Source organism: Sphingomonas zeicaulis (genome assembly GCF_050433225.1).
Taxonomy (GTDB): domain Bacteria; phylum Pseudomonadota; class Alphaproteobacteria; order Sphingomonadales; family Sphingomonadaceae; genus Sphingomonas_D; species Sphingomonas_D zeicaulis.
In genome coordinates this window covers 494,272-518,933 of record NZ_JBNPXQ010000001.1, presented here as the reverse complement: position 1 = coordinate 518,933, position 24,662 = coordinate 494,272, and the positions used below count along the sequence as shown (strand labels likewise).

Genomic DNA, 24,662 nt, shown 5'->3' with positions numbered 1-24,662 from the left:
ATGCCAAGGGAGAAGATTGTGGCAAAGGCCTTTCGACTGATTGCTGCAGCGGCGCTGGGGATGAGCGCGCTGCCCGGCGTCGCCCCCGCGCAGAATTACAAGCTAGATCCTCGCGACGCCAATTTCAGCGAGCGGCTGACCGTGATCGACGAATCGACCACGCCGGTGATCGGGCCCGACCATGCCGGGCTTGCGGGCAACAAATCGGGGTTCGAAACCGGCGTCACCGTCAAGGTTGATGGCGTCTATCATCTGTTCGTCGGCGAGATGTTCGGTCGCCCGCACCTCGATCTGCGCATCGCGCACTGGACGAGCAAGGACGCGGTCACATGGAAGCGCGACACCACCATCGTCTCCAGCGATCCCGCGCGGTCGGCGACCAACTTCAACGCCGAAAACTGGGTCCAGGCGATCATCTTCGATGAGAAAACAAAGCGCTGGAACCTGTTCTACGTCTCGTATCGCGGCGGCAACCCGGCCCATGGCGAGGCGCTCAACATGGATTATGAGGGCGCCATCCATCGCGCGGTCGCGGATACGCCGGGCAAGGCCGGGATCAACGGCCGCTTCACCGACGCCGGCGTGGTGATGAAGCCGGACATCAACTCAACGCGCTGGGAAGGCCAGCAGGGCGTCGATTCCTTCTTCCCCTATCAGGTCGGCGACAAATGGGTGGCGCTGCACGGCAGCCATAACCACATTCCGCCCTCGCCCTGGCTGGTGGGCGTGGCGACCGCCGACAGCCTGACCTCCACCGACTGGAGGCGCGTGCCGAGCGAGCAGCCCTCGCCCATTGAGGATCTGTTCATCGAAAATCCAATCGTCACGAAGCTGCCCAACGGCAACTACATCGCGGTCTATGACTCCAACAATTACCCCAACCAGGCCGATGTCGCGCCGAAGCCGGCGAACAGCATCGGCTATAGCGTGTCGCGCGATGGCATTCGCTGGCATCAGGGTCGCGCGCTCGTCGTCCAGACCCGCCCCGACAGCAGTTGGAGCGCGGATGTGCGCACGCCGATGGGCCTCGTTCCCGAGGATGACGGCACCTACACGCTGCTTTATGCGGCAAAGATGGTCGACAGGCCGTTCTGGGCGGTGGGGCGCGTCCGCGTTCGCTTGACCGAGAAATGAACTGACCGAACCAGCGCCGCGCCGCTGCCCGTCACTCGGGCGGCGGCGCCGTCGATTCCGCCGGGGTCAGTTCGAGATTGACCTTGTAATCCAATGGCCGCGGCTTGTGCTCGATGATGTCGAGCAGTGCCGCGGTGGCGTGCTCGGCCATCTCGTCATAGGGGCGATGGATGGAGGTCAGCGCGGGGGTAAGCATCCGCGCTAGCACGCCGCCATCGAACCCGACCACCGACAGCCCGCCTGGCACCGCGACACCGAGGCCGGATGCCGCCTTGAGAACACCCGCCGCCATCACGTCATTGGCAGCGAAAATCGCGGTCGGCGCCGGGTCGCGGGTCAACAGCCGCCGCCCGGCCTCGACTCCCGAATCAAAGCCATAATCGCCTTCCGCCTCACCGATCAGGCCGCACCCTGCTTCCGCCAGCGCAGTGACGAAGCCCGATCGCCGTTCGCGCGCCGAATGGACTCCGCTCGGCCCCGAGATGAAGGCGATCCGGCGGTGGCCCAGCCCCAGGAGATAGCGCGCGACATCCGCCGCCGCCTCGCGCTCGGGGCTCACCAGCACCTCGGTGAAATTTGCGACGGATACGGAGGAGATCGCGAACGCCGGCACGCCCGCGTTGCGCAGCGCGGCACCCAGCCCCGGGGTATCCGATACCGGCGGCAATACGATCAGCCCGTCCACCGACGATCGGCGGACGAAATGGAGCACATTCTCGATCGAGCTGTCGCCACCCGTCGGCGTGGGGTGGACGACCAGTTCATAGCCCCGCGCGCCGGTTTCGCGCACCGCTCCGCGCTGCACCGCATCGAGCACCAGCGCGTTGCTCTCATTGTGGACGACGCCGATCAGATAGGATTTGCCGGTCGAAAGCCCGCGCGCCCGCGCGCTGGGGCTGAACGAAAGCGCGTCGATCGCCTTCTCCACCACCTCGCGCGTCGCCGGCTTGACCTTGGTGGACTGGTTCAGGACGCGCGAGACGGTCCGGATCGAAACCCCCGCCAGTTCCGCCACGTCTGCAATGGTGACGCTCCCGCTGATCGTGCCTGTCGCCATATGGTTCCCGTGGTTCTCGCGCTTCGAACTTAATCTAGACTGTGCTTTCTGCCGGGAGAAACCTGTTTCATCAACGTCACCCCATCGACGAGCGCGCTACTTTCTGCGCTCTGCCGCGGAAGATCATGAGCCGGTGCCGATCGCGGTGCGCCAGATCCACCGAATCTGACCGCCAAAGTGCGGCGCTGGCGGCGCGGCGCGCCCATGAAGCCCGGCGGAAGGGCGGACCGGAGGCGCCGACGATCAAGGATCGCGGCCTTGCGGCAAATCCTGCTTGATTTGAGCGCCGGTCCCGCCTTTTGTGCAGCCGGCTGTTCATGACCGCCGCACCCCGGGGCGAGGCTGACCGATCGACAATGGCTCAGGACTTTACACTCATCACCTTTCACGACGGCTCGTCGCAGGCGCGTCTTTACACCGTCGAACAGTGCGAAGCCGCCGTACAGGAAGGCCGCATCCGCCCTGACACGATGGTCACCATCTATCGCGGCAGCGAAAGCCGGGCGATGCGCGCGGACGCCTTCCCACTGCTCGGGTCACTGCTGTCGGTGATGCGCAGCGGCGGCATCGATATCGACAAGCGCCCCGATTATGACGAGGATCCGGGTGAGCGCGCGACCGAGATGACGCCCGGCTGGGTCGGCCGATCGCTGGGTTGGAACCAGTCCCCGCAGGCGCCGGACGCCTATGATGCCGGCCAGCCGCGGGCTCGCCAGCCCTATGACGACGGTGGCCGCGCGACCGAGGTCTATCGCGAACCACCGCGCGAACGGCGCAGCGATCCCGGCCGCGCCACGTCCGACCCCTATGGCGGGCGCCAGACGTCCGGCCGCCAGACCTCCGGCGGCGGCCAGGGTGGTGGTGGCCATGACGGCCGCGGCAGCGGTGGCGGCGGCATGTCCGCCAAATGGTTCCTGCTGTTGCTGCTGCCCGTGCTGATCCTGATCGGCGGCGTGGTTTATGTGCTTGGTGACCAGCTCGAATGGTGGAAGGGCGGCACCAAGGGTGGCGACGTCACCGACAACAGTTCCGATATGGTCGACGGGGTGGAGCGAACCTTCTACGCCGTGCGCCAGGTGGACGTGCAGGACAAGGCGCGCGCCGGCACCCCGACCACGACCTTGCCGCGCGGCACCTCGCTGAGCGGCGTCGTCGTCGAGGATGAGAATGACAGCAGCCGCAAATGGCTGCGCATCCGCTATGGCCCGCAGACCGGCCGCTATGTTGCGCTGGTCGACCTCAGCGAGAAGACCCGGCCGCTGCTCGACACCGCCGCGTTCAGCGGAGAGCGGACGCTGTCGGTCGCCGAGACGCTGCGTACCGAACCGTCGAGCAGCGCGCCTGCGGTCGAGGGCGGCGGCGCGCTGACCGCGGGCACCAGCGTGATCGTGGCCGGCAAGGTCAACAGCGACTGGGTCGAGACGCTGCCGACCGGCGGCGGCGTCGGCTATCTGCCGATCAGCGCGTTTGGCGAGTCGACTGCCGGCGCCACCCCATCGCCCACGCCCGATACCAGCGGCGGCACGCACCAGATCCTGGTTTCCAATACGTGCGCCACGAAGTCGCTGACGATCGCGATCTATTATTATGATGGTCAGCGCTGGCAGACCAACAACGGCCTGATCTGGACGTTCACCCCGAACAATTCGAGCTACCCGGTGATCGGCGAGAAGCGCCTGCTCGCCGCCAGCGACGTGATCTACTACACCGCATACTACGGCGAAGGCTCGATCCGCGGGTTCGACGATGGCGACATCGAGGTGAACTATGGGGGCGAAAAGGTGAAGATGCGTCGCGCCTCGCTGAACAAGCTCGACGATGGCGACTACGAGATCCCGTTCAACTGCGACAATTGAGTCTGACTTGTCCTCCCCGACGCTGCGCGCCGGGGAGGAATGGAGATCTTTCTACGGATACCTTACCGGCAGCGGCGGATCCGGCGGCAGCGGGATGAACTCGCTCTCCTCCGGCACCGCCGCGAAGCGCTGTTCGCGCCAGTCCGCCTTCGCCTGCTCGATGCGCTCGCGCGAGGAGGAGACGAAGTTCCAGTAGATGAAGCGCGGCTCGGAGAGCGGCTCGCCACCCACCAGCGCCAGCCGCGCCGCGCCATCGCCGCGCACGACGATTTCCGCGCCTGGCTTCAGCAGCACCAGTTCGCCCGCCTCGAAGCGGCCGATCTGCCCTTCTACGGTCAGCGCACCGTCGATGACATAGATCGCGCGCTCGATATGGTCGGTGCCTAACCGGTAACGCGCACCGTCCGCCAGCGTAATCGCCGCATAGACCATCTCCGAAAAGGTCTCGACCGGCGAAACCAGCCCGTCGAGCGCGCCGATGACGAGGTTGATCGAGACGCCGTCCGCTGCGGCCGACGGGATCGCGTCCGCACTGTGGTGGACGAAACTCGGCGCGGTCTCCTCATGCGTGCGGGGCAACGCGACCCACGTCTGCAGCCCGTGCAGCGCACCGCCGGCAGCGCGTACCTCCGGCCCGCTGCGCTCCGAATGGACGATGCCGGATCCTGCCGTCATCCAGTTGACCTCGCCCGGCCGGATCGGCTGCACGCTGCCAACCGAATCGCGGTGCAATATCTCGCCCCGGAGCAGATAGGTGACGGTTGCGAGGCCGATATGCGGATGCGGGCGCACGTCGAGGCCATGGCCAGCGTCCAGCGTCACCGGCCCCATCTCGTCGAGGAAGATGAACGGTCCCACCATCCGCCGATGCGCCGAAGGCAGCGCGCGCCGCACCTTGAAGCCGTCCCCCAGGTCGCGCAGCGGCGGCAGCACCACCATCTCGACCCCGTCGATCCCGCTTGGCCGCGTCGTCATCATCATGCTCCCTGGTTCTCGGCTAGCTGCCGGGTAACGATAGCAGGTCGGCCCGGTTGCTCCACCTCGTTCAGCCCGCTTCGCCGTCAACCTCCGGCAAGGTCGCGATAAATGCCTTCCGGCTGAGCCCGGGGGTGATGCGCGTGCCAGGCTCCAGCCGCACCGGCTCGCCGTCGAACAGAGCGAGCACGGGTTTGCCCTCCGCCAGCCGCAGGACCTCCGTCTGCGCTTCGTCGACCGCGCGGGCGCGCACCCAGTCCCCGGTGAGCCAGTCCCATCCCAGTTGGACGATCGCGCGCCAATCCCGCGCATCGATCGCGGCGACGCTGAGGCGGGTCGCGCCGGGCTGGACGAACACCGCCTGATAGCGCGCGCGCAACCCCGGCGCGCCCGCGATGCGGATGCCACGTCCGAACGTCCGCCGCCAAGCGCCGAGTGCTGCGGAAAGCATCCGCCGCGGCCGCCCTGCGCGGGCCATCTCGCGCGCGCGGTACCAATGCGCCGCCGGTCCCAGGATCAGCCCCACGAAGGCGCGATGCGGCCCGGCTTCGATCATCGGCAGTGCGACGCGACGCGACGCACCATGCGCCGCGGCCACGATCGCCGCCGGATCGGCCTCTCCGTGGAGCGCGCGGGCGAGCAGGTTCATCGTGCCGCCCGGCAGGATCAGGAACCCGCCCTGCCATGATGCCAGCGCGCACAAGGCTGCGTTGATCGTTCCATCGCCTGCAAACAACACCGCCAGGTCGATGCCGGCCGCGTCGAGGTCTGCTGCAGTGGGCAACGAATCGCCCGGAAACTCCGTGCGCCCCGCAATCGTTAACCCGCGATCATGCAACAGCGCCTCGATCGCGGCGCATTTTGAAGGGCTCGACGAACCGGATGCTGGGTTGGTGATCAGCCAGAGTGTCTGCATTTCGCCCCCAAGTGCCGAACCCCGCGCGTGCAGTGTTCACGCGCGAGAACAGCCGAAGCACGGTATCGTTGCGCTGGCGTTGCAGCACCGCGGACCTGTGTCGCTGCGGACACGCCCGAGTTATCTCCATTTTCGATCCACAATTTTGGGGTGGGCAAAAGATCGACGGCTTATTAACCATTTGAACCCATAGCTGCCCCCGCAAACCACCGGAGCCACCGATGCGTCAGGATGCCCGCAGCCTTCTCGAACGACTGAACCGCCAGGATTTTCGCTATCGCGAATTCCCTGACCAGTTCGTCGACATGGAACTCTGGCCGCTGTTTCAAGCGCTGCTGACCGACGAACGCGTGATCGGTGGCCATGACACTGAATTGCGCGGTGCCGACGTGGAAGTCCGCGAACGGCGGACCGAAGCGAAGCGCCGTCCGGTCGATCGCGCGCCTGTTCAACATGGGCAGGCGCAGCAAGGCGAAACGCGCGCGCCGCAGCGGACCGGTTTGTTCAGCCGCTATGGCGGCACACCGGAACCCGCCGAGCGCAACGGCAACCTGCGGCAGTTCCTCGGCCGCCTTGCGGACAAGGACTGATGTCTCTCATTCTCTTCCATTCGCCCAAGGGCGGCGTCGGCAACAGCTTCCTCGCCGCGCAACTGGCCATCCAGCTCGCGCATCGCGGCCATCAGGTGACCGCGATCGACTTCACCTTCCAGGGCGCGCTGAAGTTGAACTTCGCGATCCTGCCGAGCCAGAGCCTCGCGAACATGAGCCGCACCCCGGGCGACGTCACCGTCGTCCACGGCGTGGAACTGCTCAACGGCTATGATCTGGCGCAGGAACGCGATTTCCGGGAAGCCCTGGCGGCGGGGCATGCCGGGATCTTCAATTCGCAGCACATCACCATCGTCGATGTCGAATCGGGCGATCTCGAACTCAAGTCGATCCTCTACGATCGCTGCGACCTCCACATCTGCACGCTGATGCCGCAGGCGGCCGCGCTCGCCACATTGCCGCTGGTCGTGCCCGGCACCGCTACGGTGGCGCTGGAAAAGACCGCGTTCGTGCTCAATTCGATCGACGACACGCGCCGCCTCTCGCGCGACAGCAACAAGTTCGTGCGCGAGTTGCTGGGCGATGCGCTCGTCGCCAATGTCCGCCGCGACGAGGCAGTGAACGAAGCGCTGGCCCGGTTCGAACCACTCACCAAGGCGGCGCCGAGCAGCATCATCCATGGCGATGTCGCCCGGCTTGCCGCCGCGGTCGAACAGCGTCTGGGCCGCACCGCCCTGCAGGCGGAAGACGCCGATGGCGGCGGCCGGCGCGGCGCGGCGAAGCGATAGGGCGGGCATCATGGCAAAACAGGGGAAATCGTCGCTTCTGAATCTCGCGCTGAGCGTGGCCGCTGCGGTCGCGGTCGGCTCGCTGGCCGTCCTCGTCATCACCGTGCCGATGGATCTTCAGGAACAGTGGATCTTCGCCGCGGTCTCGATCTTCGGCGCCATGATCATGACCCGCGTGAAGGGCCAGCGCGCGACGCTGGCGATCGCCGCGCTCTCGCTGCTGGTCTCGACGCGCTACATCGTGTGGCGGACGACGACGACGCTCGATTTCGATTCACCGATCGGCTTCTTCCTGGGCACCGGCCTCTATCTGGCTGAACTCTACGCCTGGATCATTCTCGTGCTCGGCTTCCTGCAGACCGCGTGGCAGTTGCCGCGGCCGGTGATCGAGCCCGAAGGCCCGCCGGAGGAATGGCCCACCGTCGACGTCTATGTGCCGACCTACAACGAAAGTCTCGAGATCGTCGCGAACACGGTCTACGCGGCAATGGACATGGATTATCCGGCCGACCGCTTCCGGGTGTTCATCCTTGATGACGGCCGCCGCCCCGAATTCCAGGCGTTCGCGCGCCAGGCGGGCTGCGGCTATCTGACGCGCGCTGACAATCTTCACGCCAAGGCCGGCAACATGAATGCCGCCATGAAGAAGACCGACGGCGAACTGATCGCGATCTTCGATTGTGATCACGTGCCGGTCCGCGCCTTCCTGCAACTCACCGTCGGCTGGTTCAACAAGGATCCCAAGCTGGCGCTGATGCAGACGCCGCACCATTTCTATTCGCCCGACCCCGTCCAGCGGAACCTGGGTGAATCGGTCAGCGACCTGCCGGGCGAAGGCGATCTGTTCTATGGCGCCGTCCAGCGCGGCAACGATCTTTGGAACGCCACCTTCTTCTGCGGTTCCTGCGCGATCATCCGCCGCGAGGCGCTGATGCAGACCAACGGCTTCGCCGGCGAAACCGTGACCGAGGACGCGCACACCGCGCTCAAGCTGCAGCGGATGGGCTGGAACACCGCCTATCTCGGCACGCGCCTGTCAGCCGGCCTCGCCACCGAGCGTCTCGTCATCCACATCGGCCAGCGCATCCGCTGGGCGCGCGGCATGACGCAGATCTTCCGCATCGACAATCCGCTGCTCGGCAAGGGCCTGAAGTTCACCCAGCGGCTTTGCTACCTGAATGCGATGCTGCACTTCCAGTTTCCGCTGCCGCGGATCGTGTTCCTCACCTCGCCGCTCGCCTATCTGCTGGCCGGCCAGAACATCATCCATGCCTCCGCGGCTTTGATCTTCGCCTATGCACTGCCGCACCTCGTGGTCTCCGCGCAGTCGAGCGAGCGAACCCAAGGCGGCGATCGCCGGCCCTTCTGGGGCGAAGTCTATGAAACACTGCTGTGTTTCCATCTGGTGAAGCCCACCGTCTTCACGATGTTCCAGCCGCGCAAGGGGAAGTTCAACGTGACCGACAAGGGCGGCATGCTCAACCAGACCTATTATGATTTCACCACGGTGCGGCCGCACCTCATCGTTGCCGGGCTGCTCGTGGCCGGCATCGCCTTCGGTTGCGTGAAATATTTCTTCTTCCCGCACATCTTCAACATCCAGCTCGATACGCTGCTGCTCAACACGACCTGGGCGATTTTCAGCCTGGTGACGCTGATCGCGGCACTGTCGGTCGCGCGTGAACGGCGGCAGACCCGCCAGCACATCCGCATCGACGTCGCGCTGCCGGTGACGCTCCATTTCGAGGACGGCTATGTCGTCGAAGGCGTGACGCGGGACATTTCGATGGGCGGTTTCGCCGCCACCATGCCGCAGGGCTTCACGTTGCAGGGCCGGTCGGTCACCGCCGTCTCGCTGCCGATGGGGGATGATACGCTGACGATCGAGGTTGAGACGGTTCGCATGGACCGCGGCATCGCCCAGGTGCGCTTCGAGCCGCTGGAGCCCATCCGTGCCCGCCTGCTCGTGCGCGCGGTGATGGGCCGCTGCGATGCGTGGCAGCAGGCCAAGCCGATGGCCGCGGTTTCCAGCGCGCGCTCGATGGCGGATATCCTGAAGGTCGACAGCCTGACGCTGCGGCGCATCTTCTCCTCGTTGCTGCCCGGCAAGAAGCGCCGGGCCGCCGCTGCCGCCGCCATGATCGCGCTGCTCGGCGCCGCCGCGCTGTTCGCCACCGCCCGCCCGGCCTTCGCGCAGGCGATGCCCGACGCGGCGGTGCCCGATCCGGATGCGACCGCGATTGCGGGCGCGGCGCCTGCCGCGCTGCCGGCCGGTGCCGGCGGTAAGCGCGAGCGGGTGACGCTCAAGGATCTGCGCGTCACAACCCCGATCCGGCTCGCCGGCGTGCGCGGCGAAATCGGCATCCCCTTCGGCATGCGCGGCGACCAGGTCGTCTCCGATGCCACGCTGACGCTCAACTTCGCCTATTCCCCCTCGATGCTGGGCGATCTCAGCCAGCTCGTCGTGCTGCTGAACGGTGAGGTCGTGCGTACGATCCAGCTCGATCCGGGTTCGGCCGCGGGCCAGGTGCTCTCGATCCCGGTCAACCCGGCGCTGTTCCTGCCGGGCAACAACCAGCTCAACCTGCGCCTGCTCGGCCACTATGCCCGCGATTGCGAGGATCCCTTCCACTCCTCGCTGTGGGCCAATATCAGCAACGTCCGCTCCTATTTCGAGCTGACCACGCAGGCGCTGCCCATCGCCCCCAACCTTCAGCGGCTGCCCAACCCGTTTTACGACCAGTACGACATCAAACCGCTGACCCTGCCCTTCGTGTTCGCCGGTTCGCCGAACGATCCGGAACTGGAAGCGGCGGCCAGCGTCGCATCCTGGTTCGGCGGCATGGCCAGCTATCGCGGCTTTGCGTTCAAGCCCTCGTTCGGCAGCCTGCCGCAAGGCAATGCGGTGGTCTTCATGACCCCCGGCCGCGGCCTGCCCGGCATTCCCAACAACATCACCGGTGCCTCGCTGGGCGTCATCCGCAATCCCGCCGATCCCAATAGCCAGCTTCTGCTGGTGATGGGCCGCGACGCGCGCGAGCTGAAGCTGGCCGCGGCGGCGCTGGCGAGCGGACGCGGCGTGTTCGGCGGCGCGCTGGTCTCGGTCGATAACGCCCGCATCCCCGCCTATCCGCGCTATGGCGCGCCGAAGTGGCTGCGTTCGGATCGCCCGGTGCGGCTGGGCGAGATTGCGCCCTCCTACCGTCTCGAGGGCCTCGGCCTGCCGCCGGGTCCGCTCACCACCGACTTCCGCGTCGCGCCCGACCTGTTCTTCTGGCCGCGCCAGGGCGCCAATCTGAACCTTCACTATCGCTATCCCGGCGCCACCTGGCTCGATCGCCGCGCCTCGCGCCTCGATCTCTCGGTCAACGGCCAATATCTGCAGACGCTGCCGCTGGGCGGTGCGAGCTGGTGGGATCGGCTGTTCGCGCAGGAATATGCGACGGCCTACACCTCGCGTGCCGATGTCGTGCTGCCGCGCTACAACCTGTTCGGCCAGAACCAGCTGATCTTCGACTACAACCTCGTCATCGCCGACAAGAAGAAGTGCCAGGGCACGGTGCCGGACAATGTCCACACCAGCATCCTGCCCGACAGCACGATCGACCTGACGAAGGCCTATCACGCGTTGCGCATGCCCGACCTCGCGGCGTTCGCGAACGCCGGCTATCCCTTCACCATCCGCCCGGATCTGGCGGAAACCGCAGTGGTGATGGCGACGCAGCCGAGCAGCGCGACGGTGGAGGCCTATCTCCAGCTCATGGGCCGCTTCGGCGACGCCACCGGTGCGCCGGTCACCGGCGTCATGGTCACGCGCTCGATCGACAGCGAAGCGCTGGGCGCAAAGGACATCATCGTCATCGGCGGCATGCAGCTCGCCCAGTCCGAACAGCTCTTCGCCAAGGCACCGGTCCGCTTCGAGGATGGGCGCCTGCGCGTGCCGCAGCGCACGATGGTGGAACGGATCTTCTACGGCTTCTCGCCGTTCGATCGCGCACCGGAGGCGGCCGACGCCTTCCTCTACAACACCAACAGCTTCACCGGCCTCGTCAGCTTCGAATCGCCGTTCGGCAAGGCGCACAGCGTCGTCGCGCTGCTCGCGAGCGACACGGTGACATTGCCGGGCATGGTCGAAGGCCTTGCCGACGTGAAGGTCAACGCGATGGTCCAGGGCGACCTCTCGGTCGTCAATGGCGAGGGCATGGTGAGCTATGCCGTGGGCGAGACCTATTGGGTGGGCGACCTGCCCTGGTTCATGCGCCTCGCCTACTGGTTCAGCCAGCATCCGATCCTGATGGCCTTTTCCGCCATCATCGTCGCGATCCTGATCTGCGGCCCGATCTACCACCTCCTCAAGCGTCAGGAGCGCAAGCGCCTGGCCGCCATCGACAAGGCCTGACCGATGCGAAACGCGTTGCTTTCCGTGTCCCTCCTCGCGCTGGCGATAACGGCGGTTCCCGCCCAGGCGCAGCAGGGTGTCGAGACGCTGCTCAGCCAGGGCCGCTACTGGCAGAGCAAAGGCAGGCAGGATCTGGCCCGCCAGGCCTTTCGCCGCGTGCTGGCGATCGATCCCAACAATGCCGCCGCCAAGGCGGCGCTGAGCGGCCCGGCGCCGGCACCAAGGCCAGCCCCCACCCCGGCGCCTGCGCCCGCCCCGCGCCCGGCGCAGGCGCAGCGTCCGCAGCCGGCACCCGCGGCACCGCGTGTCGCCACGCCGCAGCGTCCCGCCGCAAGCGCCGGCGCCGCTCCGGCGCCCCGCCCCGCAGCACCCGTCGATCGCGGCGGTGATGCCCGCGCCGCAGGCTATCGCGAACTGGATCGCGGCAACCTCGGTGCCGCCGCCCGCCAGTTCCAGACCGCGATCTCACGCAACGGCAATGATCGCGACGCGCTCGGCGGCCTCGGCATCGTCCGGCTGCGCGAAGGACGTTTTACCGACGCCCGCGATCTGCTGCTGCGCGCGTCGCGCGGTGGTGATGCCGGCAAATGGGCCGAAGCGCTGGGCTCCGCGCGGTTCTATGCCGGCATCGATGAAGCCAATGCCGCCGCCGACGCGGGCCGCACCGAGGATGCCCGCCGCATCGCCGAGGGGCTGATCGCCTCCGATTTCCGCGACAAGGCCGCCGCCTATGATCTGCTGGGCAGCATCTACGAGCGCGAGGGCCGCTACGATCAGGCGGCGCAGCTCTATGCGCAGGCCGGCCAGGGCGCGACCAAGGCGGATCCCAAGCTGCAGGCGCGCACCATCCGCGCGCAGGCGCTTGCCGCCGCCAATGCCGGCGATGCCAATGCCGCCAGCCAGTTGTTCCAGCGCGGCATCCTCACCGACCAGAGCGATCCCTGGATCCGCTACGAATATGGCCGCTTCCTCGACCGGCAGGGCCGCCGCGCGGAGGTGGACGGCGTGATCGCCGGGCTGCGCAACAACACCGATGCAGACTCGTTGTTCGCGGCGGCATTGCTTGCGCAGCAGATCGGTCGCCCCGCCGAGGCGGCCGCGCTGATCGATCGCATTCCGTTCAGCCAGCGCACGACCGAAATGGCCACGCTCCAGCGCAGCATCGGCGCGGACAATGCGATCGCGCGCGCGAAGCAGCTCGCCGCGCAAGGCCTCACCACGCAGGCGGGCGCTGCGCTGCGCGAGGCGGCGGCACAGCCGGGCCTGTCGATCGCCAACCGCAGCGCGATCGCGCAGGCGCTGCTCGATGCCGGCGATCCCGGCGGCGCCGCGCAGGTCGCGCAGTCGGCGCTGAACGAGCCGGCCGGCGAGCCGGCCGACTATGAAGGTATCGTTCGGGTGCTCGCACGCGCGGGGCAGGACAGTTTCGCGCTTTCCGCGATCCGCACCGCCAGCGAGCGCGCCGGCAGCAGCATGGACGGCCAGCGCGCGGTCGCGCGGCTAAACGGCGTCCTCGCCGCATCCCAGTCGGACCGGCTCCGGGAGCAGGGCCAATATGCACAGGCGTTCGATCTGCTGCAGGGTCAGTGGAACCAGTCGCCCGGCAACCTCGACATCCTGTCCGCGCTGGCCCGCCTCTACCAAAGCGGCGGCCTCAACCCGCAGGCGGCGCAGACCTTCCAGATGGTGCTCAACCAGGCGCCGGCGGACAAGGGCGCGCTGCTCGGCCTGATCGACACCGCCGCCGCCACCGGCGACTATGATCGCGCCCGCGCCGCCACCCAGCGCGCGATCGCGCTGAGCCCCGGCGACTATAACGTCTATCTTGCGGCGGCCCGGATGGAGCGCGCACGCGGCAATGAGGGCAATGCCAAGCGCTACCTGCAGCGCGCACGCCAGCTCTATATCGGCCAGTCCGGCGGGGCGACGGGCGGCTTCACATCGAACAACCCGTTCACCAACATGCAGCGCCAGTCACCCGCGGCGCCGATGCCGATCAATCCCTTCAATCTGGACGGTCGCGGCCAGCCCCTGGGCGCCGCCCTCCCGGCCTATGATGCCCAGGTACCGCAGAGCTATCCGCAGCCGCAGGCCGGCTATGCCGCACCCGCAGCGGAGCCCTACCCGGTTGCTGCCGGCTACGCCGCGCAAGGCGGGGGTGCTTATCCGGCGCAGGCCTATCCGCCGCCGGGCGGCGGTACCTATGCCACACAGAGCTATCCGCCACAGGGCGGCTTTCCCGGGGCGGCGCCCGCCGCAGGCGGCTTCCCGGGCCAGCAGCCCTACCCCGCGCCATCGGCGCCGATGCAGCCCGCCGTATCGGGCGATCCGGTGCTGGCGCAGATCGACCGCGATATCCGCGACATGCGCAGCGACGGCGCTCCCCGCGTCGAGGTCAACACCGGCTATCGCCAGCGGTCGGGCGAGACCGGGCTCAGCAAGCTGCGCGAGCTGACCGCCGACACCAAGATCTCGACCGGGCTGGTGGGCGGCCGCGTGTCCGTCCAGGCGACCGCCGTGGTTCTCGACAGCGGCCGGCCGACCGGATCGAGCCTTGCCCGATTCGGCCGCAACGGCACCCGCGAGGCCGAGGGCATCGTCGCGCAGCAGCCGTCACAGCTCGTCAACGCGGAATCGCAGCGCGATTCCGGCGTGGCGCTCTCTGCCGCCTATCAGCATGAACTGGTGCAGGCCGATGTCGGCATCACGCCGATCGGCTTCATCAAGACGCACATGACCGGCGGCATCGCGGTTTCCCCGCGCCTGTCGCGTTACAGCAGCGCGCGGGTGTGGGCCGAACGCCGCGCAGTGACCGACAGCATCATTTCCTATGCCGGCACCTATGATCCGGTGTCTGGCCAGATGTGGGGCGCGGTGACGAAGACGGGCGGCGGCGTCTCCTTCTCCTATGATCGCGATGGAACCGGTGTCTACGCTGATGGTTCGTACCATCATTATGATGGCACAGAAGTCCGCGACAATGAGGGCATTCAGGCGAATGTCGGCGGCTATCTCCGTGTCTGGAACGACGGCCACTCTTCGGCAACGGTCGGCGTCAACGCGAACTATCAGCACTTCAGTAACAACCAGAACTATTTCACGCTCGGTCATGGCGGCTATTTCAGCCCGCAGACCTTTTTCAGCGTGTCGTTCCCGATGCGTTACCAGCGGCGGACCGACCTGCTCGAGATCGAGGCGAGCGTGACCCCTGGTTTCCAGAGCTTCGATCAGGACGCGGTGCCGCTCTATCCGGTCGACGTGGCCGCGCAGGCGGCTCTGGATGCGCTGAAGGCACAGAACAACGATGTGCGTGCGCAATATGATTCGCTCAGCCGCACCGGCTTCGGTATCACCACCGGCGCGTCCGCCTATTATCGGGTCAGCGACACGACGCGCGTGGGCGGCCAGCTGAACTACAACACGTTCGGGCAGTATAAGGAATTCCGGAGCCTGCTCGGCATCCGCCAGACGATTGGGGGCAGTAACTGATGTTCATGGGCCGTCTCGACCAGGATCGCCAGGATTTGGGTCTAAGGACGGGGCAGGCCCTCGTCAGATCGATGCCTGCGATCATGGCGTTGACGATCGATGAAATTCTCGCCTCCACCGACGATGAGCAATGGGCCGGCTTCTTCCGAAAGATCGGCGAACGCGTCGCGCGCGAACTGAACCTTGACGGCATCGAGCAGGCCGAGGATCTGGTCGTTGCGATAAACCGCCTTTGGGAGATCCTCGGTTGGGGTTCCGTCCGCCTCGAACTCGATGATGAGGGCATCGACGTCTATCATCGCGACATGCCGATGGACCTTGAAAGTGACGAGGCCGGCAATTGGGGCAAGGTTGCGCCGCACATCCTGGTCGGCGCCTATGAGCATTGGTTTCACAAGCTCGGCAGCGGTACGTCGATCGAAACGCGCATATTGCGGCGGTCGCCCGACGTGATCCACCTTCGTCACGGTTATTGACGTCATGGTGATCCGGCGGCGGACAGTATTGCTGGGGGGATTGACGACATTGATGGCCGGATGCGCTCCCGCCGCACCGCCCAAGCCCCACCGCATCGATGGCTGGGGCGATTTCAGGGCGCGCTTCATGCAGCCCGACGGGCGCGTGATCGATACCGGCAATCGCGGCATCAGCCACACCGAGAGCCAGGGCTACGGAATGGTGATGGCCGAGGCGGCCAATGACCGTGAAAGCTTCGAACGGATCTATGACTGGACGCAGCGCACGCTCGCGCGCCACGATGACGCGCTCTATTCCTGGCGCTACGATCCGTCGCTGCCGCAACCGGTAAGCGATCCCAACAATGCCACCGACGGCGATATCCTGATCGCCTGGGCGCTGCTCCGCGCAGGGCAGCGCTGGAAGGTGCAGGCGTGGCGAGACCGGTCAGCGCAGATCCGCGCCTCGATCCGGATGCTGCTGATCCGCCAGCGCGGGAAGCGCACCTTGCTCGTTCCCGGCATCCAGGGTTTCTTCCATCCGGACCGGCTGACGATCAACCTTTCCTACTATATCTGGCCCGCGCTCGATGCGTTCCGCCAAGCCGATGGCGACGCCGCCTGGGGCCCGGTGATCCGCGACGGCGAGAAGTTGCTGACCGATGCCCGCGCCGGGCCGCTCGCGCTGCCGACCGACTGGACCGATGTGTTTGATGATGGACGTGCGCTGCCGGCGATCGGCAAGGACCCCTATTTCGGCTTCGATGCGATCCGCGTCCCGCTCTATCTGTCGCTCGCCGGCCGCCAGAACATGGCGCCGACGATCGCGCGCTTCTGGCACAGCTATGCCGACCAGAACCGGCCGATCCCGGCCTGGGTCGATGTCGTAACCGGCGCCGTCGCGCCCTATGCGATATCGGAAGGCGGCTGCGCGGTGGTCCGCCGCCTGCTGGGCAGCAGCGCCCCCTCCTGCACCACAGGCGGCCAGCCCGATTATTACGCATCGGTGCTCAAGACGCTCTCGACGCTTTGAGGCGGGCGACGCTCCGGGGCGGGGCCGCCGCGTCCGGCGGCGGTGTACCTCACCTCATTCGCGCCGTGTCAATGTGCGGTGGTGCAGCTTCCGATGTGGCGGCCCTCGAACGTATCGGCGAACGGCGCACCGTTGCGGATGCCCTGCGTATCGATCTGCACGAGCCGCGGGGTTTCGACGCGCACCGTCGTCCGGCCGCTGCCCGCACCTGGGCAGCTATAATGCACCGTCACCGTCTGCGGATCATTGGCGACGATGTGCCGGCTGCATGCGATGCCCGCATGCTGCACCTGTAGCAGCGCGGTGCGATCGCCCAGGCACATCCGCCGCGCGCCATCTTCGCCCGCGATCCGCAGCGTCCATTCGCCCCCTTCGAGCGCGGCGAGCGCCGGCATCGCGGGTGCGGTCGCGGGTTGTGCCGCGGCGAGACTTGCCAAACCGATAGTCGCGCACAGAAGCAGCCGCGCCAAACGCGTCGTCATCATTGCTCCGGATCCCCAGCCTGTGCCGTTGTTTCGGCGTCGTGGCGGCGTCCCTCGGCGCTCACGACTCTCTTTCGACGAACGACCTATAGCACGTTACGCACGGTTGGTCGCTATCCCCTGAGATAGGGTGTCAGGCGGGCCTTTCCAGCGGGATCGGGAAGGTGCGCGAACAAAATTCGCAATTCACCGCGATGACGCCATTGGCATCGGCCATTTCGGCGCGTTCTTCGTCGGGAAACTTCAGCAGCACCTCGGCAATATGGTCGGGATCGCAGCGGCAGCCCTTCGCGAGTTGCGCGGCGCTCAGCACCCGCACCTCGGCCTCGTCCTCGTTGAACAGCCGCCAGATCAACGTCTCCAGCGGCAGCGCAGGATCGACCAGTTCCTCACCCTTCACGGTGCCGCCGATCACGCTGACATGCTCCCACGCGGCATCATCCTCGCGCACGTGCAGCCGTTCGCCGCCCTCCTCGCCCTCGGGCAGATGCTGCAGGAGCATGCCGCCGGCGACGCAACCGACGCCCTCGATCCGCTCGATATGCGCCCGGATCAGGCTCGGGATCTGCTCGGATCGCTCGAAATAGTCCGACACCGCCTCGCACAAGGATGCGCCTTCCAAGGGTACGATGCCCTGATAGCGCTCGTTCGACGCGGACTGGTCGAAGGTGATCGCCAGATAGCCCTTGCCGAACAGCGCGAACAGACTGGGGTCGACCGGCATCTCCGCCAGCCGCTCCGCATCGAAGCGCACATAGCCACGCAGCTCACCCGCTCGGTAATCGGCGACCAGCAGGTCGATCACCCCATTCTCGGTCTGGGCCTGCATGGTGAGTTGGCCCTGATCGTCCTTCAGCATCGCGCCGAGCAACGCGGTCAGCACCAGCGCCTCGCCAAGCAGCTTCTCGATCGGCAGCGGATAATTATGCGCCGCGAGGATATCCTCCAGCGCCGGCCCGATGCGGACCAAGCGACCGCGCACGCTGCGCGACAGGATCGCGAAGCCGAGCGCGCGGTCGAGATCGAGGGTGGGTGTGTCGGTCATCAGAGCTTGCCAAGCGCCCACAGCAGCACGGATTTCTGCGCATGGAGGCGGTTCTCCGCCTCGTCCCACACGCGCGAGACCGGGCCGTCGATCACCGCATCCACCACTTCCTCGCCGCGATGCGCGGGCAGGCAGTGGAGGAACAGCGCGTCGGGCTTGGCCAGCGCCATCAGATCCGGCGTCACCTGATAGGGTGTCATCGCCGCGAGCTTCGCCTCGGCATGCGCCTGCCCCATCGAGATCCAGGTGTCGGTGACCACCACGTCGGCATCCGCAACCGCCAACTGCGCATCACGCAGGATGCGGACGCTGGCGCCACGGGCCTTGGCGGCCTCCGCCCAGCGCGAATCCGGCTCATAACCCTCAGGCACCGCGACATCGACCGAAAAGCCCAGCAGGCCGGCCGCCTCGATGATCGAATGCAACACGTTGTTGCCGTCGCCCAGCCATGTCCATTTCAGGCCGGGCAGGCTCTTGCCGTCCTCGATCACGGTCAGCAGATCCGCCATGATCTGGCAGGGATGGCTGTCGTCGGTCAGGCCGTTGATCACCGGCACACCGGCATACTCGGCCATCTGTGCCAGCTTTTCGGGATCGTCGGTACGGATCATGATCGCGTCGACATAGCGGCCGAGAACGCGCGCGGTATCCGCCACGCTCTCACCGCGGCCAAGCTGCATCGAGCCCGCATCCATCACGATGCTGGTGCCGCCAAGCTGGCGGATCGCCATGTCGAACGACACCCGGGTGCGCGTGGAATTCTTCTCGAAGATCATCGCCAGCGTATAGCCCGCCAGCGGCGCATCCGCGTCGACCTTGCCCTTCGGCCAGCCCTTGCGCGCCGCCTTGCGATCGAGCGCATCGGCCAGCATCGCCGCGACGCCGTCGCCACCGGCATCGCTCAGGTCGATGAAGTGCCGGCTCATGAGGCCGGCGCCTGATAGCTCGCGGCACCCGCCGACAGGCGTTCGATGAACTCGTCGATATGCGCCTGCTCGATCACCAGCGGCGGCAGGATGCGCATGACATTCTCGCCCGCCGAAACCGCGAGCAGGCCATGGCTGCGCAGATGCGCGACGAAGGCGCGGCTGTCGCTCTTCATCTTCAGGCCGAGCATCAGGCCCTTGCCGCGGACGCTCTCGAACAGATGGTCGTGGTTCGGGATGAACTGTTCCAGCGCCTGCACCAGCCGGTCGCTCATCTGGCGGACATTCTCCAAGAAGCCGGGTTCGAGGATCACGTCGAACACCGCCTGCCCTGCCGCCATTGCGAGCGGGTTGCCGCCATAGGTGGAACCGTGGGTGCCGAACACCATGCCCGCCGCGGCCTTCTCGGTCGCGAGGCAGGCGCCCATCGGGAAGCCGCCGCCGATGCCCTTGGCGCTCGCCATGATGTCCGGCGTCACGCCATATTGCTCATAGGCGTAGAGCGTGCCGGTGCGGGCGACGCCGCACTGGACCTCGTCGAACACCAGCATCAGGTCATGCTCGTCGCACAGCGCGCGCAAACCCTGGATGAAGGCGTCGCTGCCGACGCGGATACCGCCCTCGCCCTGGATCGGTTCGACCAGGAAGCCTGCGGTGTTCTCGTTCATCAGCGCCTTGGCGCCTTCGAGATCGTCGAACCTGGCATAGGCGAAGCCGGGCAGCAGCGGTTCGAAGCCGTCGCGCATCTTCGGCTGGTCGGTCGCGCTGATCGCGCCGAGCGTGCGGCCGTGGAAAGCGTTGCCGAAGGTGATCAACTCATGCTTGTGGGCATTGCCCTTGGCATAATGGTAGCGCCGCGCCGTCTTGATCGCGCACTCTACCGCTTCCGCCCCTGAATTGGTGAAGAACACCGTGTCGGCGAAGGTATTTTCCACCAGCCGCTTGGCGAACGCTTCGCCCTGCGGGCTGCCGTAGAGGTTCGAGACGTGCATCAGCGTGGCGGCCTGATCCTGGATCGCCTTGGTCAGCACCGGATGGCCGTGGCCCAGGATGTTGACGGCAATGCCGCTCGCGAAATCCAGGTAGCGCTCGCCCTGCTCGCCATAGAGGTAGCAGCCCTCACCTCGGACCGGACGCACCTCGCACCGCGGGTAGACGGGCATGAGTGGCGTGATGGTCATCTCAGTCTCTCCTGGCGAGGTTGCCGAAAACGCAAAAAGGCGACCAGAATGGTCGCCTGAGCGAGGCGGGCATATACCGGTGTCGGGGAAGCGACGTCAATGGCGCTGCGCCTGGTGTCAATTGGTGTAATATACCCCATGGCCGGAGCCGCCCAACGCCGCCCGATCGGAGCCGCAGCCACGCTCGCCGTGCATGGCGCGCTGCTGGCTGCGTTGCTGCTGATCCGGATGCCGCAGCCCGAGGCGCGGGCGTCCGCCGGCGCGCTCCAGACCTTCGACCTGCCGGCGCAGACGCCGCAGCCCAAACCGGCTCTCGTCCCGGCACCACGCGCCAGCGGCGCAGCGGCTCCCGCCAACCTGCATAGCGTGGCCCGCCCCGTCGTCGCGCCTCCCGCGCCGATCGAGATCGCGCAGCCGCTCGCGGCACCCCCGATCGCCGCCATCGGGCCCGACCGCAGCGCCGGTGCGACCGATCAGGCCGGCCCCGGCACCGGCGCGGGCGGGACCGGCGCGGGGCTGGGCAGCGGCAATGGTGGCGCCGATACCGGCGGCGGCGGCACGCGCGCACGGCGGATCGCCGGCGCGATCAACATCTTCGACTTTCCCCGCGCAGCGCGCGGACGGGCGAGCGCCAGCGTTCTCATCCATCTCGATGTCGGCGCCGACGGCCGCGTCACCGGCTGCCGCGTCGCGCAGTCCAGCGGTGACCCGGCGCTCGACACCACCACCTGCCGGCTCGCGACGAAGCGCTTCCGCTATCGCCCCGCCACCGACACCAGCGGCCGCGCGATCGCCGACGTGACCGGCTGGCGGCAGGATTGGTGGCAGGCGCCCGCCGACTGAGCCGATGCCGCCCCCTCCTCTTCGATGGCGCGGGCATGGTCGAAGAAGGCGCGGCGCACCGCCCCGGCATGGGGATTGGCCTGCTCGATCGCGTCGACCACGCCCGGCGCATCGTCGCGGACCATCTCGATCGCCTCGCGGATCAGCTCGAAGCTTCGTGTCGTGATGCGGTCCGGCAGGCGCTCCATGCGAAAGAGGATGCGCGCGATCAGGCGTGTCACCCCCTGCGCCAGCGCCGCCTCGCGATCATGTTCCTCCGGGCTGGTCCGGATCACGTCGAGCGCGAGCACATGGCGCAGGAAGGCGGCGACACGTGCCGTCCGGCGCCCCCGCAGCGGACAGAGCACGATCTTGTGCCCGGCAACGCCATCGCGCGCGCTCTGCGGGCCGAACAGCGGGTGCGTCGCGAGGATGTCGACATGCGCCGGCAGCCGTTCGAGCATGATCGTGGCCGGCGCGATCTTCACCGAGCCGACGTCGAGCACCAGCGCGCCCGGTCGCAAATGCGGCGCCATCGCTGCGATCGCCGCGCCCAATTCGCTCACCGGCACCGCGAGCAGCACGATCGGGCAGGCAGCGACGGCGGCAAGGGGAGCCATCGCCACCTCCGCCCCGCCGCGATAGGCCGGATCATAGGCGCGGATCTCGAAATAGGGCGCAAGATGGCGGACGGCGAGTGTGCCGAATGCCCCCAGACCGATGATACCAAGCGCGGGCCGCGACGGGCGGGCTCCAGCCTTCATTGACCATGCTCCACTGTGCTGCGGAGCAGGATGTGAAATCGCCGATCTCAACCGCTGGCCCGCAGCGGTTGAATGATGACGACGCACCCACCGCTATGTCAGCGGCGCGTAATAGCTCCCGGCGAAGAGGCGGATGGTGGCCATGCCCGGCGGCTAGAAGGCCGGGCGGCGCCTGTCAACGCCAGGCGTCGCGCCTGTCGCTTCAGAACTGGACCGAGGCGCCCGCATAATAGGTGCGGCCATAGCGCTCGTTCTGGATGATCCAGTCGCGGCGGCCGCCCTGATATTGCCGCGTCGGCTCGTCGGTCAGGTTCTGCCCTTCCACGAACAGGCGGATGTTCGGCGTCAGCGCGAAGCTTGCCTTGGCGTCCAGCCGGCGCAGATCGTCATTATATTGATCGGTCAGCGCCTCGCCGCCCAGCGCGATCAGCGCCCGGCCGGTGTGGTGATAGGCGACTGACGCCTCGATCGGCCCCTTCTGGTAGAAGAGCTGCGCGCCGTAGAGCAGCTTCGACTGTTCGGGGAAACCCGCCGGCTCGCCCCGACCATCGACCTTCAAGGTCGAATCGATCAAAGTCGCATTGGCTTCGAGACCGAAGCCCGAGAGAAAGCCGGGCAGGAATTCGAACTGCTGGCGATAGGCGACTTCGAGGCCGATGATGTCGGCGCTGGTGCCGTTCTGGCGCTGCGAGAATTCCAGCCGCGCATAGTCGCGACCGCCATAGCTGGTGTCGGTCAGGGTGACGCTCTCGGTATAGATCGGATTGTCGATGAACTTGGCGAACACGCCGACCGAGATCAGGCCGCCGCGCGCGAAATACCATTCCGCCGAGGCATCGAGCGCGTCGGAGACATAGGGCGCGAGGTTGGGATTGCCGACCGAGACCGAGCCGTCGAACGTGCCGTCGCCATTCTCCTCATAGGCGGTCTCGCCTCCCGGGGTCAGGTCCGAATAATTCGGCCGGCCGACGCTGCGCGTATAGGCGAGGCGCACGACCACTTCGTCGTTCGGGCGGAAGCGCATCATCAGGCTCGGCAGCCAGTCCGTATAGCTGCGCTTGCCGCTGACCGGCACGACATCGTCGCCATTTTCGAGCTGGAAACCGCGGATGCTGAGTTCGGTGCGCTCGATACGCAGGCCGGGCGTGATCGAGATCGCGCCGAAGTCGATGTTCGCCATCGCATAGCCCGCGGCGATCTTCTCGGACAGGTCGAGGTCGTTGAGCGTCGCATTGGCGAGCGACGTACCCTCATCGAGCACGAAATATTTCGAGTTCGTCGGGTCCGCAGTGAAATCGACGATCTTGTCCGCATCGATCACCGGAGTGATCAGATAGGGCCGCCCCTTGCGCGGGTAGGACGAGACATCCTCGCCCGCGAGGTCGAACTGGCCGAGCGAGAAGCGCGTCGCAGCACCGCTGCCACGCATGTAGACCGTGTTGTTGGAATCGAAATCCTTGTCGGTCGCGCGATATTTGCCGCCGACGCGGATGAAGCTGTCATCGCCGAATGCCAGCTTGCGGGTGACGTCCAGCTTGCCCGTCCAGATATATTCGTCGCCGCTCTCGTCCTGCTCGGAATATTGGCGGAACTGCAGGCCGTTGGCGGTCAGCGGCATGCGCGGCGTGGCGGTGAACAGCTTGTCCGAGAAGTCGAAATCGACCACGCCCGGATTGCCGCGGAACTGCCAGAGCTGGTTGGGTTCGATCACCTCGTTGTGCGAGCGCGCGCCGCCATAGTCGATCACCCAGTCGTCGGTTTCGGTGCGGCCGCCGATCATGCCGATCAGCACCGACTTTTCCTTATATTCCAGCCGCAGATCGGAACGCTGCTCGGTCACGCGCGACACGCCGGTCAGCCCGTCCGGATTGAAGCTGACGGTGCCTGCCGCGATCTGCGCCGCGGTGGCGAAATCCAGCCGATAGCGCTGGCGATATTCGTTCTCGGTGAACTTGCTGTAGAGCCCGCGGACATAGAGCCGCGTCGACGGCGTCGCTTGCCAGTCGAACGAGGCGATGCCGCCGATGCGTTCGCGCTCCAGATTATAGTCATTATATTTGATGTTGATCGGCGCGGCGCCGCGCGCGGCATCCTCGTTGAGCGCCCAATCGTCGGGATAAAGCCCGAAGCTCTGGAAATCGCGCTTCGAATAGCTCGCGCCGACGAGGATGCCGAACTGCTCGTCGCTGCCGAAGCGGCCGCCGATGCTGGCATCGGCGCGCACCGGCACCTTCTCGTTGAGCGTCTGATAGCCCGCCTGTGCGGTGACCGACACGACGAACGGATCCTTGAAGTCGAACGCCGTCTGGGTGACGAGATTGACGGTGCCGCCGATCCCCTGCCCGTCCAGCTCGGCGGTCTTCGCCTTGGTCACCTCGACGCGGTTGAGGAGCTGGCCGGACACGATGTCGAGCGGCAGGCGGCGGGTGTTGCCATCCGGATTGCCGAGTTCGAAGCCGTTGACCGTATAATTGTTCAGATCCGAGGGGATGCCGCGGATCGCCACATAGCGGCCCTCGCCCTGATCATATTGCACGCCCACGCCGGGCAGCCGCTCGATCACCTCGGCGACGTTCCTGTCGGGAAGCTGGCCGATCTCGTCGGACGCCGCGACGTCGACGATGCCGATCGACTCGCGCTTGATCTCGATCGAGCGCTGCTGCTGCGCGCGCTGGCCGGTGACGACGATCTCGGGCTCCCCGGTGTCGGCAACCTCCTGTGCGAACGCCTCCGTGCCCGCGATCAGCGCGAACAGGCTTACGCCGATGGCCAGCGATCTGAACGCCATA

18 protein-coding genes are annotated in these 24,662 nt (G+C 66.8%); 9 read left to right on the top strand and 9 right to left on the bottom strand.

What is annotated here, in order from left to right:
- The first annotated feature begins 18 nt into the window (after window positions 1-18).
- Window positions 19-1,134: a glycoside hydrolase family protein gene (locus tag FHS96_RS02590; protein ID WP_429587767.1), complete on the top strand. Its 1,116-nt coding sequence runs from the start codon at window positions 19-21 to the stop codon at window positions 1,132-1,134.
- Window positions 1,135-1,165: 31 nt separating this feature from the next.
- On the opposite strand, the gene FHS96_RS02585 is transcribed toward FHS96_RS02590, so the two are convergent.
- Window positions 1,166-2,191, bottom strand: coding sequence for a LacI family DNA-binding transcriptional regulator (locus tag FHS96_RS02585; RefSeq protein WP_429587766.1), 1,026 nt, complete (start codon window positions 2,189-2,191; stop codon window positions 1,166-1,168).
- A gap of 356 nt (window positions 2,192-2,547) precedes the next feature.
- On the opposite strand from FHS96_RS02585, the gene FHS96_RS02580 reads away from it, so the two are divergent.
- A complete protein-coding gene (locus FHS96_RS02580) occupies window positions 2,548-4,047 on the top strand; it encodes an SH3 domain-containing protein (RefSeq protein ID WP_429587764.1) in 1,500 nt (499 codons plus the stop codon).
- Window positions 4,048-4,098: 51 nt separating this feature from the next.
- Here the strand turns inward: FHS96_RS02580 and FHS96_RS02575 are convergent, their stop codons facing one another.
- Both FHS96_RS02575 and FHS96_RS02570 read right to left on the bottom strand, forming a co-directional pair.
- Window positions 4,099-5,022, bottom strand: a complete 924-nt coding sequence (locus tag FHS96_RS02575; protein ID WP_429587763.1) for a pirin family protein — start codon at window positions 5,020-5,022, stop codon at window positions 4,099-4,101.
- 70 nt (window positions 5,023-5,092) lie between these two features.
- Window positions 5,093-5,938, bottom strand: coding sequence for a diacylglycerol/lipid kinase family protein (locus tag FHS96_RS02570; protein ID WP_429587762.1), 846 nt, complete (start codon window positions 5,936-5,938; stop codon window positions 5,093-5,095).
- A 221-nt stretch (window positions 5,939-6,159) separates the two neighbouring features.
- Here FHS96_RS02570 and FHS96_RS02565 point away from each other — a divergent pair, with 221 nt between their 5' ends.
- From FHS96_RS02565 to FHS96_RS02540, 6 genes are all read left to right on the top strand, one after another.
- Window positions 6,160-6,528, top strand: a complete 369-nt coding sequence (locus FHS96_RS02565) for a hypothetical protein (protein ID WP_429587760.1) — start codon at window positions 6,160-6,162, stop codon at window positions 6,526-6,528.
- Complete coding sequence (locus FHS96_RS02560; protein ID WP_429587758.1) at window positions 6,528-7,277, top strand: cellulose synthase operon protein YhjQ/BcsQ; 750 nt, start codon at window positions 6,528-6,530, stop codon at window positions 7,275-7,277. Before FHS96_RS02565 ends, FHS96_RS02560 begins: the two co-directional genes overlap by 1 nt.
- Before the next feature lie 10 nt (window positions 7,278-7,287).
- Window positions 7,288-11,676, top strand: coding sequence for a UDP-forming cellulose synthase catalytic subunit (gene bcsA / locus FHS96_RS02555; protein WP_429587757.1), 4,389 nt, complete (start codon window positions 7,288-7,290; stop codon window positions 11,674-11,676).
- Window positions 11,677-11,679: 3 nt separating this feature from the next.
- Window positions 11,680-15,165 (top strand): cellulose biosynthesis protein BcsC, encoded by a 3,486-nt coding sequence (locus FHS96_RS02550; protein WP_429587756.1) that lies wholly within the window; start codon window positions 11,680-11,682, stop codon window positions 15,163-15,165.
- An 83-nt stretch (window positions 15,166-15,248) separates the two neighbouring features.
- Window positions 15,249-15,641, top strand: coding sequence for a cellulose biosynthesis protein BcsD (gene bcsD / locus FHS96_RS02545; RefSeq protein WP_429587755.1), 393 nt, complete (start codon window positions 15,249-15,251; stop codon window positions 15,639-15,641).
- Between the two features lie 52 nt (window positions 15,642-15,693).
- The gene (locus tag FHS96_RS02540; RefSeq protein WP_429587754.1) at window positions 15,694-16,653 is read left to right on the top strand and encodes a family 8 glycosyl hydrolase; all 960 of its coding nucleotides are present in this window, start codon (window positions 15,694-15,696) and stop codon (window positions 16,651-16,653) included.
- 68 nt (window positions 16,654-16,721) lie between these two features.
- Here FHS96_RS02540 and FHS96_RS02535 read toward each other — a convergent pair whose 3' ends face one another.
- From FHS96_RS02535 to FHS96_RS02520, 4 genes are all read right to left on the bottom strand, one after another.
- Window positions 16,722-17,135 (bottom strand): hypothetical protein, encoded by a 414-nt coding sequence (locus FHS96_RS02535; RefSeq protein ID WP_429587753.1) that lies wholly within the window; start codon window positions 17,133-17,135, stop codon window positions 16,722-16,724.
- Between the two features lie 133 nt (window positions 17,136-17,268).
- On the bottom strand, window positions 17,269-18,180 hold the full coding sequence (locus tag FHS96_RS02530; protein ID WP_429587752.1) for an Hsp33 family molecular chaperone HslO: 912 nt from the start codon (window positions 18,178-18,180) through the stop codon (window positions 17,269-17,271).
- Window positions 18,180-19,106 carry an ornithine carbamoyltransferase gene (argF, locus tag FHS96_RS02525; protein ID WP_429587751.1) on the bottom strand — a complete coding sequence of 309 codons (927 nt, stop codon included), beginning with the start codon at window positions 19,104-19,106 and terminating at the stop codon, window positions 18,180-18,182. Before argF ends, FHS96_RS02530 begins: the two co-directional genes overlap by 1 nt.
- On the bottom strand, window positions 19,103-20,287 hold the full coding sequence (locus FHS96_RS02520) for an aspartate aminotransferase family protein (protein ID WP_429587749.1): 1,185 nt from the start codon (window positions 20,285-20,287) through the stop codon (window positions 19,103-19,105). Before FHS96_RS02520 ends, argF begins: the two co-directional genes overlap by 4 nt.
- Before the next feature lie 138 nt (window positions 20,288-20,425).
- Between FHS96_RS02520 and FHS96_RS02515 the strand changes: the two genes are divergently transcribed.
- On the top strand, window positions 20,426-21,130 hold the full coding sequence (locus tag FHS96_RS02515; RefSeq protein ID WP_429587748.1) for a TonB family protein: 705 nt from the start codon (window positions 20,426-20,428) through the stop codon (window positions 21,128-21,130).
- Here FHS96_RS02515 and FHS96_RS02510 read toward each other — a convergent pair.
- Both FHS96_RS02510 and FHS96_RS02505 read right to left on the bottom strand, forming a co-directional pair.
- Complete coding sequence (locus FHS96_RS02510; RefSeq protein WP_429587747.1) at window positions 21,043-21,873, bottom strand: prephenate dehydrogenase/arogenate dehydrogenase family protein; 831 nt, start codon at window positions 21,871-21,873, stop codon at window positions 21,043-21,045. The two genes, FHS96_RS02515 and FHS96_RS02510, sit on opposite strands and share 88 nt — an antisense overlap.
- A gap of 202 nt (window positions 21,874-22,075) precedes the next feature.
- On the bottom strand, window positions 22,076-24,661 hold the full coding sequence (locus FHS96_RS02505; protein WP_429587746.1) for a TonB-dependent receptor: 2,586 nt from the start codon (window positions 24,659-24,661) through the stop codon (window positions 22,076-22,078).
- Between the last annotated feature and the right edge of the window lies 1 nt (window position 24,662).